9 protein-coding genes are annotated in these 17,136 nt (G+C 42.6%); 4 read left to right on the top strand and 5 right to left on the bottom strand.

From position 1 onward, the window contains the following. Positions 1-102 precede the first annotated feature (102 nt). Positions 103-1,422: a glycosyl hydrolase family 18 protein gene (locus tag ACJJIC_RS19560; protein WP_445357699.1), complete on the top strand. Its 1,320-nt coding sequence runs from the start codon at positions 103-105 to the stop codon at positions 1,420-1,422. 136 nt (positions 1,423-1,558) lie between these two features. Here the strand turns inward: ACJJIC_RS19560 and ACJJIC_RS19555 are convergent, their stop codons facing one another. After that, the gene (locus ACJJIC_RS19555; protein WP_444888171.1) at positions 1,559-1,840 is read right to left on the bottom strand and encodes a zinc-ribbon domain-containing protein; all 282 of its coding nucleotides are present in this window, start codon (positions 1,838-1,840) and stop codon (positions 1,559-1,561) included. Positions 1,841-2,109: 269 nt separating this feature from the next. Then, entirely contained in the window at positions 2,110-5,001 is a 2,892-nt protein-coding gene (gene gcvP, locus ACJJIC_RS19550) for an aminomethyl-transferring glycine dehydrogenase (RefSeq protein ID WP_444908855.1), read from the bottom strand. A gap of 1,398 nt (positions 5,002-6,399) precedes the next feature. Between gcvP and ACJJIC_RS19545 the strand changes: the two genes are divergently transcribed. The 3 genes from ACJJIC_RS19545 to ACJJIC_RS19535 all read left to right on the top strand — a co-directional run bounded on the left by ACJJIC_RS19545 (position 6,400) and on the right by ACJJIC_RS19535 (position 10,907). After that, positions 6,400-7,614, top strand: a complete 1,215-nt coding sequence (locus ACJJIC_RS19545) for a hypothetical protein (protein ID WP_445357698.1) — start codon at positions 6,400-6,402, stop codon at positions 7,612-7,614. Between the two features lie 1,075 nt (positions 7,615-8,689). Next, positions 8,690-9,691 (top strand): helix-turn-helix domain-containing protein, encoded by a 1,002-nt coding sequence (locus ACJJIC_RS19540; protein WP_252084770.1) that lies wholly within the window; start codon positions 8,690-8,692, stop codon positions 9,689-9,691. Then, positions 9,678-10,907 carry an MFS transporter gene (locus ACJJIC_RS19535; RefSeq protein ID WP_444910998.1) on the top strand — a complete coding sequence of 410 codons (1,230 nt, stop codon included), beginning with the start codon at positions 9,678-9,680 and terminating at the stop codon, positions 10,905-10,907. Before ACJJIC_RS19540 ends, ACJJIC_RS19535 begins: the two co-directional genes overlap by 14 nt. A gap of 56 nt (positions 10,908-10,963) precedes the next feature. Here the strand turns inward: ACJJIC_RS19535 and ACJJIC_RS19530 are convergent, their stop codons facing one another. From ACJJIC_RS19530 to ACJJIC_RS19520, 3 genes are read right to left on the bottom strand one after another with little or no spacing between them, the layout of a single operon-like run. After that, positions 10,964-12,130 (bottom strand): acyl-CoA dehydrogenase family protein, encoded by a 1,167-nt coding sequence (locus tag ACJJIC_RS19530; protein ID WP_444908857.1) that lies wholly within the window; start codon positions 12,128-12,130, stop codon positions 10,964-10,966. Between the two features lie 58 nt (positions 12,131-12,188). Beyond that, the gene (gene pigE, locus ACJJIC_RS19525) at positions 12,189-14,693 is read right to left on the bottom strand and encodes a prodigiosin MAP biosynthesis aminotransferase PigE (protein WP_444908858.1); all 2,505 of its coding nucleotides are present in this window, start codon (positions 14,691-14,693) and stop codon (positions 12,189-12,191) included. A gap of 16 nt (positions 14,694-14,709) precedes the next feature. After that, complete coding sequence (locus ACJJIC_RS19520) at positions 14,710-17,127, bottom strand: hypothetical protein (protein ID WP_444908859.1); 2,418 nt, start codon at positions 17,125-17,127, stop codon at positions 14,710-14,712. Positions 17,128-17,136 lie beyond the last annotated feature (9 nt).

Below are 17,136 nucleotides of genomic sequence, written 5' to 3'. Positions count from 1 at the left end.
ATCGTAGTATTGGGTGTAGAGCAAATGCACTACACCATTTTTTGACTTTAGATGTTAGATTGTAAAATTCACATAACTACATAATAAAAAATGAGCATAGATATGAAACAACCAACACTTAGAGCAATGCAAGCTGCTTGTGCCACCTTTTTATTTCAGGCTGGTGCCTACGCAGATATTGAAGTGGTCAGTTCAGGCGTATGTCCCTCTGATGCTACCAAAGTAAGCTATTCTGAAGCGCTTAATTATCCTGATGAATTTTGTGGTCTTCTCAATAGTGGTGATCTTGTCGGTCTATCAGGAGGGGCTTCAATAGAGCACCTGGGTGACAATTGCCAATTGACGGATAATGAAAGTCGCCAAATCTCCAAGACACTATGTAAGTCTGAACCTTCAGTACCACATGTTGTTAGTGGCAGCAGTTGTTCGTCCGATGCAGACTCGGTTACCTATCTTGAGGCACAAATTTATAAAGATGAGCTGTGCTCTGTTCTGGGAGACTGGGAAATTGCAAACCTTGCCGGTAATGCCTCCATGGATGGCAGCGGCTATGGATGTGGTTCACGCAAGAATGAAATCCGTGAGCTGGGCTCAACACTGTGTAAATCAGATACTCCTCAGGAAAGTGGATCTGCTCCCAAAGTTGCCTACGTAGAGGTTAACAGTAATAACTTGGGAAATGCGGGCTGTTTTACAGAGAGCGATGGCAGTCAGTTGTTCGATATAGCTGTGATCTTTGCGGCAAATATTAATTATGATGGTCAGAAAGCGGTCTTGCATTTTAATGACCAAGTGTCAGACCTGCTCAATAACAATTTGAGTACAGTACAAGACTTGCAAGACAAGGGTACGAAAGTGGTACTCAGTGTTCTCGGAAATCACCAAAATGCAGGTTGGTCTTGTTTTGCCGATGAGCAATCCGCTGATGACTTTGCTCAGCAGTTGAAAGATGCAGTGGATCAATATGGTCTGGATGGTATTGATATTGATGATGAGTACTCACAGTGCAGCCAAACCTATTCTGACTCCCTGGTAAAAGTGACTAGTGCATTGCGAGAGAAAATGCCGAATAAAATCATTTCCAAAGCACTCTGGAGTGATACCGATGCTTTTCAGGCTGAATGGAATGGCAAGAAACTGGGCGATCAACTAACTTATGGCTGGGAGATGAGCTATTGGTTGGGCTCAAGTTGTACATCAAGAATCCAGAAGTATATCAATCTGGGTGTTGATAAGTCTAAGCTGGGTGTTGGAGCTTCCACTGTGATGAATGGTGCATCTACCGCAAGTGCTTTGGCCTCCTGTAACGAAAATAATAACCTTGGTGGCGGCACAATGATATTTAATGTGACTAAAGATTCTAGCAGCTATCTTTCTACAGTTTGGCCAGGTACTTCAGCGGTTCCTAGTTGCCTTAAGTAGTTCAAAAATATTGATAGTTGTGATTTAGTTAATTCTCTTTAGTAAATCTATTTCGGAGTGGGTAGTAAACACTCCGAAATACAACCCTTATACTCAGCTCCTAAGGAGTTGTTTCTGACTCTTGGCGGATACACTTCTACTCTTTTTTAATAAAGCTCTTTTTAAAGAAGGCCTCATTGGGGTGTGGCTTTTTCTTTGCCATCGCTTCCATATGAGCTTTCTGTTCTGCCTTCGCTTGGTTTCTCTTTTTCCTACAGGGACGACAGCGAATCGCAGAGGTCTCAAAGTCTCTCTTGGCGATTTCATACCACCATTTTTGTTGCTTTGCTGTCCATACTTCTTCTGAGCCACAATCTTTACATTGAAATTCTTGATCCAGGTAGTAGAGAGGAATGGCAATGTAGTAAGAGTGGTGCACAATTGCTGCCCTATCTACCGCAATAGCCCAGTCGGGAATGGGCCACTGAACTGATCAAGGATCTTGCCTCTATTTAGCTTCCCTTTTTTTTCTTCGAGCTTGCTTAATTTCGATTCTTCTTTGTTTGCCGCTTTTCATTGGGTGTTCCTTACCATTAGCTGAGAGGAAGAAAGTACTTTATGGGTGGGCGAAGTTTAATTCGACCCAATAAAAATGAAAAAAGCGGGCATAAAGCCCGCTTTTAAATCCACCTGTGAGAGTGTTGGGTTCTACTCGGCGTAGCTCTCGATAGGAGGGCAGGAGCAGATCAGGTTGCGGTCGCCGTATACGTTGTCGATACGGTTAGCAGCAGGCCACACCTTGTGCTCTTTTAACCACGCCGCTGGGCGTGCGGCGATATCGCGGGAGTAGCTGTGGGTCCACTCATCGCTCATGACGTCCTCAAGGGTGTGAGGGGCATTGTGTAGAGGGTTATCCTCAGGAGTGTATTTACCGCTGGTTACATCTTCCACTTCCTGGCGAATTGTTGCCATAGCCTCGATAAAGCGATCCAGCTCACCTTTGGATTCACTTTCGGTAGGCTCGATCATCAGGGTGCCGGCTACCGGGAAGGACATGGTAGGGGAGTGGAAGCCAAAGTCCATCAGGCGCTTGGCGATATCCTCTTCAGTGATACCGCTAGCTTCCTTGAGCGGGCGCAGGTCAACCAAGCACTCGTGGGCAACAAAGCCATTGGTGCCGGTGTAGAGAAGTGAGTAGTGCTCACCCAGCTTCTTGGCTACGTAGTTGGCGTTCAGGATTGCCATCTCGGTAGCCTGCTTCATACCCTGCTTACCCATCATGCGGATATACATCCAGCTGATCGGCAGGATACTGGCGGAGCCCCAGGGAGCGGCGGAGATGGTGCCGTTATCCAGATTGGTTTCCGGTACTTCAGTCACCGGGTGGGCCGCCAGGTAGGGCTTCAGGTGTTCGCCAACAGCGATCGGGCCCATACCGGGGCCGCCACCACCGTGAGGGATACAGAAAGTTTTGTGCAGGTTCAGGTGGGATACGTCACCACCGAACTGGCCCGGAGCCGCGACGCCGATCAGGGCGTTCATGTTGGCACCATCGATATAAACCTGGCCGCCAGCCTGGTGTACCAGGTCGCAAACTTCGCGGATACCTTCTTCGAACACCCCGTGGGTGGACGGATAAGTGACCATCAGTGCGGCAACGCGGTCGCCGTGCTCTTCGATTTTGGCTTTCAGGTCTTCAATATCCACATTGCCTTTATCATCACAGGCAACCACAACCACTTTCATGCTCACCATCATGGCGGAAGCCGGATTAGTGCCGTGGGCAGAGGCGGGAATCAGGCAGATATCGCGTTGGGTTTCGCCCTTCGCTTCGAAGTACTTCTTGATAGCAACCAGGCCTGCGTATTCACCCTGTGAACCGGCGTTCGGCTGCAGGCTCACCGCATCGTAACCGGTGCAGGCGGACAGCATTTGCTGTAGCTGGCGGAACATTTCCGCGTAGCCTTCCGCTTGATCAACTGGTGCGAAGGGGTGCAGCTTGCCGAACTCGGGCCAGGTGACTGGGATCATCTCGGCGGTGGCGTTCAGCTTCATGGTGCAGGAGCCCAGGGGAATCATAGAGTGATTCAGGGCGATATCCTTGGCTTCCAGAGACTTGAGATAGCGCAGCATCTCGGTTTCGGAGTGGTAGGTGTTGAACACCGGGTGAGTTAGGAATTCAGTATCGCGCACCAGGGAGGCGGGTACACCCAGAGAGCCCTTGCTGGCAATTTCGCTGTCCAGAGTATGCAGATCGATGCTGTGTTCGGTGCCGATAAAGGCATTGATCAGGTCGGACACATCCTGCAGGGTGGCGGTCTCACTCAGGCTCACACCCAGGGCGTCTTCACCAATTTTACGCAGGTTGATCTCAGCGGCCAGGGCGCGCTGGTAAACCTCTTCCTGCTTGGCACCAACGGTGACATTCAGGGTATCGAACCAGCTGTCGTGGGCCAGATTGAAGCCTTCCTGCTGTAGGGCGGAAGCGAGAATATCTGCCAGGCGCTGGATGCGGGCAGCGATGGTTTTCAGGCCTTCAGGGCCGTGGTAAATCGCATAGAAAGCACTCATTACCGCCAGCAGCACCTGGGAAGTACAGATGTTGGAGTTGGCTTTCTCGCGGCGAATATGCTGTTCGCGGGTTTGCATGGCCATGCGCAGGGCACGCTTGCCTTTGCTGTCGACGGAAACGCCGATAATACGACCTGGTGCGGAGCGCTTGTAAGCTTCGCGGAAGGCGAAGAAACCGGCGTGGGGACCACCGTAGCCCATGGGGATGCCGAAGCGCTGGTTACAGCCAACAACTACGTCTGCACCCATATCACCCGGTGCCCGCAGGGCTACCAGGCTCATCAGATCTGCGGCCACGGTTACCAGTGCGTTGGCTTCGTGCACCTTGGTGATGATGTCGGTCAGGTCGCGTACGCGACCGGTGCTGCCGGGGTACTGCAGCAGGGCACCGAACAGTTCGGCGGGAATATCTTTTTCCACATCGCCTACAACGACCTCGAAGCCGAAGTGCTCGGCGCGGGTTTTAACTACGGCGATGGTCTGCGGGTGGCAGTCCCGGTCCACAAAGTAGGTGTTGGATTTGTTGCGTTTGACCTGGCGCTTACACATGGCCATGGCTTCAGCTGCTGCGGTACCTTCATCCAGCATGGAGGCGTTGGCCAGTTCCATACCGGTGAGGTCCATAATCATCTGCTGGAAGTTCAGCAGGCCTTCCAGGCGGCCCTGGGCAATTTCCGGCTGGTAAGGGGTATAGGCGGTGTACCAACCCGGATTCTCCAGCACGTTGCGCAGGATCACATTGGGGGTAATGGTGTCGTGGTAACCCATACCTATAAAGGTGCGGTAGATCTTGTTGCGCGCCGCGATATCTTTCAGCTCTGCGAGGGCCTCAACTTCATTGATTGCATCGGCCAGATCCAGCTCATCAGTCTTGCGAATGGCTTCGGGCACGGTTTTCTCGATCAGCTCTTCGAGGCTGGCAACTCCGAGGGTTTCCAGCATGGCCTCTACCTGTTTGGCATCGGGGCCAATATGGCGATGGATAAAGGCGTCGTGTTGTTCCAACTGCTGCAGCGATGGTTGGGTCATAAACTTCGTTCCTGTAGTCGCAGGGAGTCGTCGCGGTGCGCTCGCGGTTAAAAATAGCACCTGGCCTCGGTACCGCTTTTCCTGTGGAAAGCCTCGGGCCTCCGCGTAGCGGATAGGCGAGGGTAACGCTTGGGAGAATCGGTTTGCTGGCAGCCCCAGTGTTGCAATACGGAACCAGAGGGGAAGCCGGGCCATAGCGGCAGGCGCGCATCTTAGCAATCGGCGCGAGTAGGGGCAATCTGCGGGTTTTGGGCGGGGAAACTGCTAAATTTTGGCGCAAAAAGTGGGTTAAATCCTGTAATGTGGGATATTGAGGTATTTTGTTCTGGGTGAGCCGAAGAAGTTATGGCTTTAAGTGCGAACAAAGGATATGAGTGAACATATAGTCCCAGACCCTACGGTAGCGAGTAGCCTTCTACTAGGGCATCGAGTATATGTATATTCAGTAACGGCTGGAAACTAGAGATCTCCTTAGATGGGTATAACTTAATTTTGTCTCCAAGCTCATTCATTTAGCTTTCATCTAAGGTGCCTGGCTAAATTTTAAATGAATGATACAAAAGTTAATAATCTGTAAAAGTGTACAATTACAGCTGTTACTTAAATCTAGCAATATTATTAAATAGAAGAAATATTCTGAGCTGTTCCAATCAAATTTTGTACTGCACTCAAAATAATCCTTTTCTAAGACCGACGTTACTGGATGGCTAAACTTTTAACTTCAAGAATAATTTCTAAGCACAAAAAGAAATTTTTGAATATATACGCGTTAGATATCTGACGTTCATCAACGCCAAATTCTTTGAGTTTTCATTTGATAGCATAGCTTTACTATTTAATGGCTTTATACGGTAAGAGGAGGTATTTAATTCATCTTTACATGAAAGATGTAGCGTTAAATGAAGGTTGTCTTTTTGTGTACTCTCTATCTCTTTCAAAGTAATCCTTACTGCAATCGCTGTTTCATAATTACTATAAATTCTAAGGGGTGGTACATCTAGTTATATTATGGGTTTCCTTTTGTGAAGCAGGTTTATTACGGGATCGACTTTTTTACAACCCCACTTCAGGCTTTAACCCTTCATAAAGTTGGTGGAGGTGATCATTTAGGTGGTTTTTTTAACCTGAAAATAGTGCAAGAGAATAGCTGGGAGGTTAGTAATTATCGGTGCTAGTAATTTATGAAGCCGCATTTTTATGATGCTGAATCTGGAAAAATGACATGAGACGAATTTAAGGTTAATCTTGACCGGTTATTTATCTTATTGGTTCATGATTCGGGATCCGATAAGGTTGGTATCTAACTATTAGCAAGCTACCGTAGTTTGATAAGTAGGATGTTTGAGTTTTGATACTATCCGGTAGCGGAGCTTATTAAAATGTGCAAAGGATTAGCGAGTGAAAAATAATAATTTATACATGGTGGTAACAATACTCATCCTAAGTGTTTGCAATACTCAAAGAGTAGAGGCTAACGGTGGTAATACCAACAAAATAACAGAAGTTCTAAAGTCGGGTGAGGTTGGAGTGAACCTTCGATACCGTACAGAGTATGTCGAACAAGATAATATGTATGAAGATGCAGTAGCCTCTACTTTAAGAACACGTATTAACTGGAGAAGTGGTGGCTTTCAGGGGGTGAACTTCTTCCTTGAGTTAGACAATGTGAGTGAGATTGGTGTAGATAAGTATAACTCTACGGTTAATGGTAAGACTGAATATCCGGTTGTGGCTGACCCCAAAGGTACAGAGATTAATCAGGTGTACTTGAGATATAATTTAGAACAATTGAAAGTTACGGTAGGTAATCAGCGTATTAACTTAAATAACCCACGCTTTGTTGGTGGCATGGAGGGTAAAGCAAGCTGGCGTCAGAACGAAAGAACATACGATGGTATACGCTATCAATATGGTAATCCGGGTCAATTACAGTTAGATCACAGCTATATCTACAACATCAATCGTGTTTATGGAGAAGATAGCAACTTTTCAGATTTCAAAGGGGATATCCACCTATTTCGAGCTAGCTACCCTGTTTTAATAAAACATCAACTATCTGTATTTTTATATAATCTAGACTTCGATAATGCCATAAATGATTCTAGTCGTACTTACGGTATGGATTATCTGGGAAATTTTGGTGCCTTTGAAACCCGTTTGAGTTTCGCACACCAGAAAAATATTAATAAAAACCTTAATGATTACTCAGCAAATTATTATCTAGCTGAGATTACAGGCACCTTAGGAAAAATGAAGGGGAAAATAGGTTACGAGATACTGGGAGCAAACAACGGTATTGGTTTCAGTACACCACTTGCAACTACCCATAAATTTCAAGGATTTACAGATAAATTCAGAAAAACACCAGCAAAAGGCGTTGAAGATTTGTATGTTACTGCCAACTTAAAACTGATCGGTGGGAATTTGGGCATTAGTTATCATAATTTTGAAGCCAATCAGGGAAGCGCGTTTTATGGTAGTGAGTGGAGTGTCAGATATAATCGCAAATTCAGTAAGCATTTGTCCGGTATGGTGAAATATGCAACCTATAATGCAAAAGATTATTTATCTGATACAAATAAATTTTGGTTGATGATTACTATGAATTTTTAAATTCAGGGGTGATGTATAGATATTGACAATGTATCTTAGATTTTAAAATATTTTGGATTGTGGTATTTAGCTTGTCAGGAATAGGACTTATATGAAAGGGCAAGCTAACCACCTAGCCTACATTAGCCTGTTGTTAAAAGTTTTGTATAGCATAAAGTAAATTATTTTTTCTCATCCAAAATAGGTAGAACAACCGGTATTTACAGTTGCCAAATGGGATTAAATGGCGAACATTATGCAACCATAAAATATCCACTGATTCTGCTGAAAAGTAGAAGTGATGTCTAAGAAATTTCGATTATCCGACAGATTTAAAGGATAAGCTGTGAGTTCTTTCTTAAGTAGGCTTCAGTATTGAGAAGAGCAGGTAGTATGATTAATTGCATGAACGAAGCACCTCTCAAGAAGTCTGACAAATAATTACCCTGAATAGATGAAAGGGCTTTCTAGCGGTTTAGCATAGGAAAACTGTAATCTAGATATGGGAAAATAAGAATGGAAAGATGCTGACTGCTGACTGCTGACTGCTGACTGCTGACTGCTGACTGCTGACTGCTGACTGCTGACGATATTCAAGTAAGAAGTACCATAACAGTAACCTCAGTATAGAAATAGTGTTCCTCTCCTCCTCATGCCTGATGCGACATTGCATACAAAACACTTACTTTTCGTGTGGAAAATAGAGAGTTCTTGAATCTCCTAAAGATGGCTTGGTGGGCCATAATTTAGATAGAATCTGACAAGAAAGTTCAAGTAGAAGAATAGTTTCCAGTATGGGTGGAAGAATATTTCAAAAGTATCAATGGCATAAAGTAGAGTGAAATTTTGAAACTTTAGATATTTTCTGCCCCAGGCTGTTAAGTAGGTGATTATTTAACCTCTCTTCAGATCTTGTATAACTTTACTCAACAAATAATCAAGATAGATAAGTCACAAAATAACAGTTTAGATAAATAACATCCTATTTAGTTTCTTACCTGTAGAAAATGAAAGGTAGTTAGTTTAATTTCCTTGAAATGAAGGTGATCTAATGTATTCTCATGTGAAAATTTGATGGATAGATGGATTAGATCAAATGGAGTTGTGCGGGAAAAAGTCTGTAATTGATGGTTGCGTACCATTTATTGTCTCTGATAATTACTTACAAGAGACAGGTAGGGCCCAGGGCAAGTGGAGCCAAACTTCTCTGCCACCTGAAATTGGCGATACGGAGTTCACGACGTGTAGAATATGCGACGATATTACTTTGACTGGAAGTAGCTGTACGTTTAATGACCACTATCTTTCGTGTATTCGCTATCAAAAAAATACAACACTACTGATATTTGGATTTGAAGGAGTTAGTTCCATTGGGTTTTCCAAAAATGATATAAATTATTTGATTAGACCTGGTGATGTTTGGTTGGTGAATACCGGAGGCAGTAAGCTTTTTCGATATACACCTTCTAAGCAAAAGAATGAGATGGTTGTAATCAAATATGCAACAAAACGTGTCGGTTTTGCCTTTCCTAATAAATCTAGAATTTTTTCCGATAATGGAACACCTTGGCTTATGAGGCTGGGTTATCAAGAAGCAAATGAATCCTGGATTTCAGACTTAATGGGAAACCCTTTTAATACGGCTTTAGATTGTTTGAGTGCTGAGGCAAAAACGCTCGATGTATTGGCTCGATGGTTGAGACCTCTCGCTGAACTTGCACCTGATGATACTCCCGTCGCAAAAAAATCATCCGAAATGGACAAGATAATAAACTTGATGACGGCTGATTTAGCTAATGTCCCTTCGCTGGAGGAAATGTCAAGAATAGTAGGGATGAGCCATAGTCGATTAAATAGAACCTTCAAAAAGACTTTTGGCAAGACAGTATTTGGTTGGCTAAGAGATTATCGGTTGGCGAGAGCACGATCACTGTTAAAAGATAAGCAAAGAAGCATTACAGATATTGCTTTCTTATGTGGATTTAGCAGTGCAAGCCATTTTGCACAGACCTTTAAACAGAGATATAGCTGCACTCCTATTGAATTTAGGAATAATGAAAAACTACAGGAAGTGTACTGTGAGTATGGAATCAGTTAAGTCTTTTAAGAAAGCACAAAACATTAATTTATTACTTCTTATCCTGGTTGCCAATGGAGTAGCACACAGTCTATTTGTTATAACATTTCCTTTACTTGGTAGAAATTTGGGGCTTACAGATATTCAAACCGGTTTTATATTAACAGTCTCCTCTCTCGCTATGATGATTTCGGCTCCATTTTGGGGGGTTAAAAGTGAAATTTATGGAAGAAAAAAAATTATATCTATTGGTATATTGGTCACGGGTTTATTTTTGATATTGACCGCAAGTACTATATATATAAAGCTAACTTTTCATATAACTGTGGCGTCTGTCTTTTTAATTATACTTTGCTTAAGGTTATGCCAGGCAATCGGGGTTGGAGGCATTATGCCGGCAGCTCAGGCATTTATTGCTGATCTCACCTCTCGTGACTACCGCGCAAGAGGAATGGGTAAAATGGGTGCTGCATTCGGAGTTGGTACTATTGTTGGTGGTTTCATAGCAATGCTTATTGGTAAGCATTCCATTGCAATAGGCTTCTCGATCGTTGGATTAAGTCTATTAATATTGTGGTGGTTAGGCTGCAATAATCTACAAGAATCAAAGGAAATTGGAAGTTCGTCATTAAATACAAAATTTAAATTATCTTATAAGAATCTGCTACCAATGTTGTTCATAACATTTTGTGGTCTGCTAATTTATGGAACATTACAGCAAGTTATTGGTTTGAGGTTACAAGATGAATTTGGTTATTCCTCGGGAGAGGCACTTAAAAGAACTGGTGCAGTAATGATGACCAGTATGACAGTTATGGTTATAACTCAGGGTGTGTTAATGAAATTACTTTCATGGTCCCCTGAGAAGTTACTAATAGGTGGTTGTATAATTCAAGTTGTAGCCTTAGTTATATCTGCTTCTGCAGATTCTTACCTGTGGTTATTTTTAGGTATGGCAATTCTGGGAGGTGGAATGGGTTTACTTTTTCCCGGAAATCTCGCGTTATTAAGTCTCAGTGGTGATGAGAATACACAGGGGAAAATAGCTGGAATCAATGGCGTCAGTAAAGGCTTAGGATTGGCCCTGGGCCCATTGATGGGAGCATTTCTTCACCAGTTTTCCCCTCTCTCACCTTTTATGTTTACTATATTATTAGGTGGGCTAATGGTCGCTGTTAGTTTTTGGAGAGTTAAAAATCATAAGTTAATCCTTCTAAAAGGAAATCAATCAATCTAATTTCTCTGGTGTAGCCAGAAACTGACTGAAGTAGTAGTTCTGGCTTTCAAGGGAATTTAGCTGGCTACGAAACAAGGCCCAACTGATCTTTTTAGATCCTTCGCTATGATATTCATATGGATTTCTGATGTTCCATCTATAATACGATACAGTCTAGCATCGCGATAGAAACTCTCAATCACCTCTTCATCGTGACAGCCCGAGGCGCCAAAGACTTGGACAGCCCTATCTGCAACACGCCCCAAAGTTTCGGTTGCGAGTATCTTTACTTGGGAAATGGCAGCCCGAGAATCTAAGCCAGTATCAATTTCCTTAGCAGTTTGTAGAAGAAGTGCTCTTGCAGCTGCAATTTCAATATTACTATCAACAATCATTTGTTTTATTTGGCCAAAATCAATGAGAGCTTTACTAAATTGTTGACGATCTTGGGCGTGTTTCTTCATCAAATACAACAGACGATGGCACTTTCCAATTGCCCTGGCTCCGACTTTACTTAATCTCGCTTTTCCTAATGTATCGCCCAGGATTCTAAAGCCGTCATTCTCCTCTCCTAGCAGCGCATATTTTCCCAGAATAAGATTGTTGAAAATTAGCTCACGATGCGTTGTACCCTTAAATCCGAGCATATTAAAACTTTTGCCATAGGAAAATCCCTGTTGACTCCTGTCAACCAAAAATAAAGAGATTCCACGTGGACCAAGATCTGGCTGAGTTACAGCTGCAACTATAAAGTAGTCACAGAAATCCGCATCACTAATGAAATATTTTCTTCCATTAAGTATCCAGCCGGCATCACAGCGTACGGCCCTAGTAGTAATAGATGCCGCATCAGAACCTGCCTCAGGCTCAGAGACAGCTAATGCTGAGTGCCGATCGCCTCTGATACTAGGAATTAAAAAACGCTCAATTTGTTCGGCTGTACCTTCCTTAATACACTCATAGATATTTCCTGCCGCTCGACGTGCAAGAATTTCCTTGGTGGCTCCGAACTGTTCTTGCAAGAGAACGTTATCTAATGTGGTGAGTCCCCCTCCTCCAAATCGGCGATCAATATTGGCCGCAAAAAGACCTTCTTGTCGAGATTTTCTTATGATTTCATTAGAAGATTCTGAACTTATTCCACCAGATTTTTCAACCTCCTTTTCAAGAGGAAGGAGTTCTGTTTGTACAAAATCACGTGCTCTCTGAACAAGCTTTTCTTGTTGTTTTGTTAATAATGACATGTTTATCCTTTAGCTGCTGGCTTCCAATAAAAAATTAATTGCTTAACATGTATGATGGTTAGTCCATAAAAGTAGACATGTCTCGGCATACTGAATCGAAAGCAGAAATAAATCTTAATGCTTCTTGGGAATTCAAAACCAATGGAGGTTGAATGCGCATCACGCGACTATTGTTGGCAGTAAGAAAAGTTAAAATATTATGTTCTTGAGAAAGCTTTGTAACGAATCTTAGGGAAAACATATCTTCCAAATTGGACTCAATTGCATCAATGGCAGCAAGCATATGATGCTTGGCATTATCTGACAGCATTTTGTAAGTTTCACGAGAATTCCAGGGTAAGCGATGAGCAAGTTCCTGAGCAGTAGCATTAATACTGCCTTTGAAAGACTGAGAAAATTCAATTGCAAGCATAAGTCCCATTCCCCTTACAGACTTAATGAAGGGGTATTGACTGGCAATTTCTTCTAATGAGCTTTTAAGTTTTTCTCCCATAGCTATAGCATTAGCCGCTAAATTTTCTTCTACAATAACATTTAAAGTCGCAAGAGCCGTAGCAGCAGCCAGGTTTCCGCCTCCAAAAGTTGATGTATGCAAAATACAGCGATCCATACTACCGTAAGCGCTATCCCATAAACGAGGATTTGATATCGTAGCACCAATTGGAATAGTGCCACCGGAAAGTGACTTGGATAATATTAAAATGTCAGGTACCACATTCTCCCACTCACAACAAAAGAGTTTACCGGTTCGACCTAGTCCCGTTTGCACTTCATCGAGAATCATTATGACATTATATTTAGTACATAAGCGCCTGACTTCTTTTAAATATCCTTTAGGTGGTAATAGAACACCGCCTTCACCCTGTATAGGCTCAAGGATAAATGCCCTCACGTCACCTTTCTGTAATTCCTCCTCTAATGCGGTCAAGGAACCGAAAGGTATTTCATGGCATTCAGGTAATAGAGGTTCGAATTCTGATCTGTGTTTAGTGCGGCCAGTGATAGATAATGCCCCAAGGGTTTTTCCGTGATAGCCATTATCACAATATATCAAACGACCCGTTGAAGTTGCGGCAAGAGCCATTTTAATAGCAGCTTCCACAGCCTCTGTACCTGAGTTACTGAGGAAGACTCTTGATAAATCTCCAGGAGCAAGCTCAGCCAGCCTCTCTGCAAGTAGAGAAGCATGATATGGCATGGAGACATACTGAACAAAAGTAGGATTCTCCGATGATAAATAATCTGTGATAGCTTTTGTTACTTTAGGGTGATTATGGCCAGTATTAAGGCACCCATAACCGGCAACAAAATCTAAGTAAATTGTTCCATCCATATCAGTGAGTTGACATCCACTTCCGTGATGAAAAACACGTTCAATATGATTAAATTGGTAAAAATCTGCCATCACAGGATTAATGTGATGTCGAAATCTACTAATGGTTTGAGTGCGCTGTAGGTGTTTTGAAGTATCAAGAGAGACCTGAATATCACGATGATGGCGAAGAAGCCCATAAAAATGGGAATCGGTAATCCACTCTCCGTCGGTGGCCATTGGTACAGTGGTAAAACCATGTTTTTCCGCTAGTTGGCCAATGTTTAATACACGCTCTGGCGGCAGTATTCTACCTAGTGAATAGTCTTCTCTGCATTGCTCTAAAGTTAAAACTATAGTTTCTGCTAAGCAACCATTCATGAACTTCTTTGGAGCAAAATTTTTAGTGGCTTCCCCGAAGCTGACTTCAGGGCCTGCAGAAATCAGGCCACCATCTATAATCAGAATATCTTCTCTCGGCTGTAGTGTGGGCATTACATCCTTAGGTAAGGCTGCGTCGACCACTATTGAGCCAGAAAGAAGTCTGGCTGGATCTATTACACTGCCTGTAGAAGTTGCGGCAATATAGAATTTAATTCTACCGTAACAATCTTCAATATTATTAGTGAGCGTTACAGATGAATGCATCTGGCTAGGCAGGTAGTTCAGATATTTATCAGGATCGCTCTTACCTCGATGCACTAATGTTAGGTGACAACCTTTATCGATAAGTAGTTGAGCAATAGCGAGAGAAATAGAGCCTGGATAGCCTATAATGGCAACTTCTATACCTTGAGGTGATAGTTCGAGCCGCTCCATAGCTTGTAGAATGTTTCTTTGAGCAGCATAAGCTGTTAGAGAGTTACCTGTGGTGATTGGAATTGAGCATTTCTCTGTTGTCTGCAGGCCCCGATTTCCAACGATGCCAGTGAATCCACCTAACCCAACTAGTTCTGCTCCTCGGCTTTGTAAGTCATTGATTCCCTCAATAACACGTTTTGTTACATTTCGATGTTCCGAAAGCATTTCCTCTGCGGTTAGAGGCATATAGTGGATAATTCCACTACATTGTGACCCTGCCTTACTGATAACGGAATCAAAAGTAGTAAATGGCACAAGGTTTTGCTTTTTCCAGTAGTCCTCATGATAACCATTACTTTGCTCATCAATATTTCGGTTGACCAAATCAATAAGTTTAACATGACGCTTCAGGGCAACTGATGTTGGGTGAGCGATAAATCCAAATTTCATTCTTTTAAGTCCAAATTCAAGCTGTAATTCGATTCCAGGAGGCTTCAGAGATTAGGCTTAGACCATCTCCATCAGAATTGTGAGATAGAAGCACCTCAGCAATATTTATTCTTCCCTTTTGATTCAAAAGATCTCCTATTTGCTGCTCCTGATAGCTACTAACCCTTGTTCGATTAACAATGATATTGCGGGAAGTAACAGGCTCTCTCCTATGCTCGGGATGGTTCTCCTGAAGTGGTAAAGGCACCACTACCTGTCGACCACAGCCGGATGGTGTTCTTTTGTCCAAATATGTTTGAATCATTGATAAAACACCATTGCATAGATACAAAAGTGTAATATTAATTTTTGTCCCATTTGGGTTTTGAGATAAAGCATGGACAAGTTGACTCTCAATATTGGGGACCAGTGCTCGTGCACCATCGCCAATAAATGCCAATACATTTTTATCAGAAGTTCTAGCAATGTAGGGTAGGGCAGAAAGCGCATCTCCCATTAGTGCTCTTCCGTACCAGCCAGAAAAACTACGACAGGTCCTTGGTATATTACGTATTGCAGATAACCCACAGCGCCCTACATCATAAACACCAATGAATTCAAATGCATTGTTCTCAATTAATCTCCTAACCTGTTGACCTAATTTCAACATGAAATAATTGGCTGACATTGGAAGGCTGGCCATATAATCCCCGGGTACACATTCGTCAAGATTTGTAGCCTCTGTCAAGTATGCTAAGCGATTTGCTTTGATGTGATCCTGTACGTCTAAGTGCGCCTTTATATACTCCAAGAGTTTTACAAGAGGCATATTAAGGGCAATATTGCTGTAAGGAGAGAGATGACGTTTATTTTTATTAACTTGGACGATATGGATATTACGCTTCAGTTTACCTTCTGAAAATGGGGTCGCAGCCTGATCAATTTTATGTTTTAAAAAAAATTGACTAAGAGTATCCGGCCCTCGTAGTTTTCCATTGTCATGTAGGTAGTGATAAACCCGTCGACTGAAAGCATAGACGCCGAAGGTTCCAAGATAGTTTTTATTTAGTTTTCCATTTCTATAAGCTTGAACCGTACCTGGATGAGTTAATGAATCGGTTAGAGCTATACCTGCATCTTGCGCAATCTGGGTTACCAACTCAAGCTCATACTTAGAAAGCGGACCACAGTTCCAGAGTAATCTGATATCAGAATTGTTAATTAAGTTCATAACAGTATCGAGATCATTCTGATGTATATCATCAGGTTCGGATACTTTTGATATGAATTCAGATGGGCTAAATGTATTCTCCCTAGACTCGAGTATATTTGGAGTGGCAAAAATGAAAACGGGACCAGGATTTTCATGCATGACTTGAAAAGCCTTATTCAGCTGTTCTGATAAGGTTTCCCGATCATGTAGGTATACGTGGGGTATCCTTCTGGCAGCTATGACCTCACGCCCATCAGTATCAACGTCAATTGTTCCCTGAAAAGCAAACCAAGAATCAGCTGGACTATCAGCACATATAATTAAACCTGGGGCTTTTGCTCTTTGAAGGTTCGATAAAGTACCACGAAATTCATCAATCATACCAGAAGTGACTGTAATAACGTATGAACGCTCGAATAGTTGCCATCCTGCTAATGCGCCAGCAGCTAAACAATGCTCATTATTACCAGTTAAACATCTGGGCGATGAATCATCCTGGACATCCGTACATAATGCCTGTATTGAGCGAATTAAGTTGGCTACCATAGAGCCCGTATAATAGTGGAAATCCCATTGCTTCGGCCAGAATTCTTGCATGTGACTAAAGATTGCCTGGGCGATTCCAATTGGTGATTTAGTGGTTGCTGCAGTTCTTGATAATAACTTATTGAGATAACCGTGCTCCATGTGATCAATCAATAGTTTTAGTAATTTCGCCCTAACTAAATCCGGATCGTCTTGTAGAACTTGAATCTGAGTACTGCCATCAACATATGATAAAATACTATTTAGACTCTCTTCTGGCACGTACATAACTTTAGAAAATGGAGTAAGTGTACGTACTTTACAAGATGATATTAATAAATCAAAAGGGCTTTCGGGTAAGCTAATGTTGGCCTCTTTTGAGTATTCAGGTAAATATTCAGTGTCAACAATAAATATGTCAAAAACAGTATTTTCTCCAGGCAACACCTTAATTGCTTCATTTAAATCTCTAAATATATATGGAGTAAATGAGAATTCATGACGTTTGCCAGCATTCGTTAGATAGTGTTGAGCTTGTTTTATAGTGGCATTCAATATGTCTCTATTATTTTTCGGCGGTAGAGAAAATGGCTCTATCGTAAATGAGCAATCATCCTCAGGATTTTGAATGACATGGATAAGAGAAAATATATAATCCAGCTCTTCAATAAGAGCAGGATTCTCAGAAATAATGCATATCCCTATGTTGTGATTCATCTCTAAAGT

The sequence above is a fragment of the Microbulbifer mixtoriginis (SeqCode) genome, from assembly GCF_052468275.1.
This window is presented reverse-complemented; position numbering and strand designations above follow the sequence as displayed.